2 protein-coding genes and 1 pseudogene are annotated in these 918 nt (G+C 52.9%); 1 reads left to right on the top strand and 2 read right to left on the bottom strand.

The annotated features are described in order from the left end of the window. Positions 1–303, top strand: a pseudogene (locus J5224_RS36005) (MFS transporter); the annotation flags it as partial. Between the two features lie 74 nt (positions 304–377). On the opposite strand, the gene J5224_RS36000 reads toward J5224_RS36005, so the two are convergent. After that, the gene (locus tag J5224_RS36000) at positions 378–740 is read right to left on the bottom strand and encodes a hypothetical protein (RefSeq protein WP_264628803.1); all 363 of its coding nucleotides are present in this window, start codon (positions 738–740) and stop codon (positions 378–380) included. Beyond that, a partial coding sequence (locus J5224_RS35995; RefSeq protein WP_264628802.1) for a hypothetical protein occupies positions 733–918 on the bottom strand: 186 nt, incomplete at its 5' end. The genes J5224_RS35995 and J5224_RS36000, both read right to left, overlap by 8 nt.

Here is a 918-nt window from a genome sequence, read left to right as displayed (position 1 = left end):
GAACTGGGTGCTTTTCTGGCCGGTGCTGGTTTCTCGCTGGTGTTCCCCTCGCTGGGCGTACTGGCGGTCAAAGTGGTCGCGCCGCAAAATCAGGGCAGTGCACTGGCAACCTACACGCTGTTTCTCGATTTGTCCCTCGGATTGGTCGGTCCGCTGGCAGGGGTAATGATGGGTTACACCGGCGTAGGGGCGATTTATCTGGCGGCGGCGGTATTGGTGAGCGTCGGTTTGCTGATGACGCTGCGTCTGAGTCGCCGTGGCATTACGTTGGCGCAGGAAGACACCCTCTCGTCGCGGCAATAAGTGTTTATCCACCGCGCCGGTATGCTCCAACCGTCACACCGATTCAACCATGGACCGGTGTCACGCCGAGATGGCTAGTTAGCGGCTTTATCAATCAAAACCGCATCTACCAATACGCCCTTCTCATCGAATCGCAGTGATAGCGTTTTGTCCTGGCCCGCGAGTGGGCCCACTTTCGGCAGAAAGAGCGGTTTTTTTTCGTGCCGGTAATGGTACAACCATAGCGGCGTCGCGATATCGCCCTGATTGTTGATGGGGGGACCGAGCTTTGTTAACACGTCGCGCTTGGTGGTTTTCCCGTTGATAAACAAGGTGTGCAGATTGTCGTTATCAACATCTTCTAACGCGGTTGAATGCGACCGTACGCTGTCCAGAACACACCCCGATACTGACAACACCATAGAAAGGAGATAGGTGGCTTTGCGCACACTAGTCATCGAAGCCCTGACCATATTTCTTTTTGACCTGATAAGGTGCGGGTTTTAACACGGTCACGCTTGTCGTAGGGTCGCGGACAATTTCGTTAAAGTGCAAAACGCATATTTTACTGTTTTCTTTCTGGTCGTAATTCAGATCGTAATCTTTCCCTGCTTCTGGAGTGATAAGAAAGGATGT

It is taken from the genome of Candidatus Symbiopectobacterium sp. NZEC135, assembly GCF_025962695.1.
This window is presented reverse-complemented; position numbering and strand designations above follow the sequence as displayed.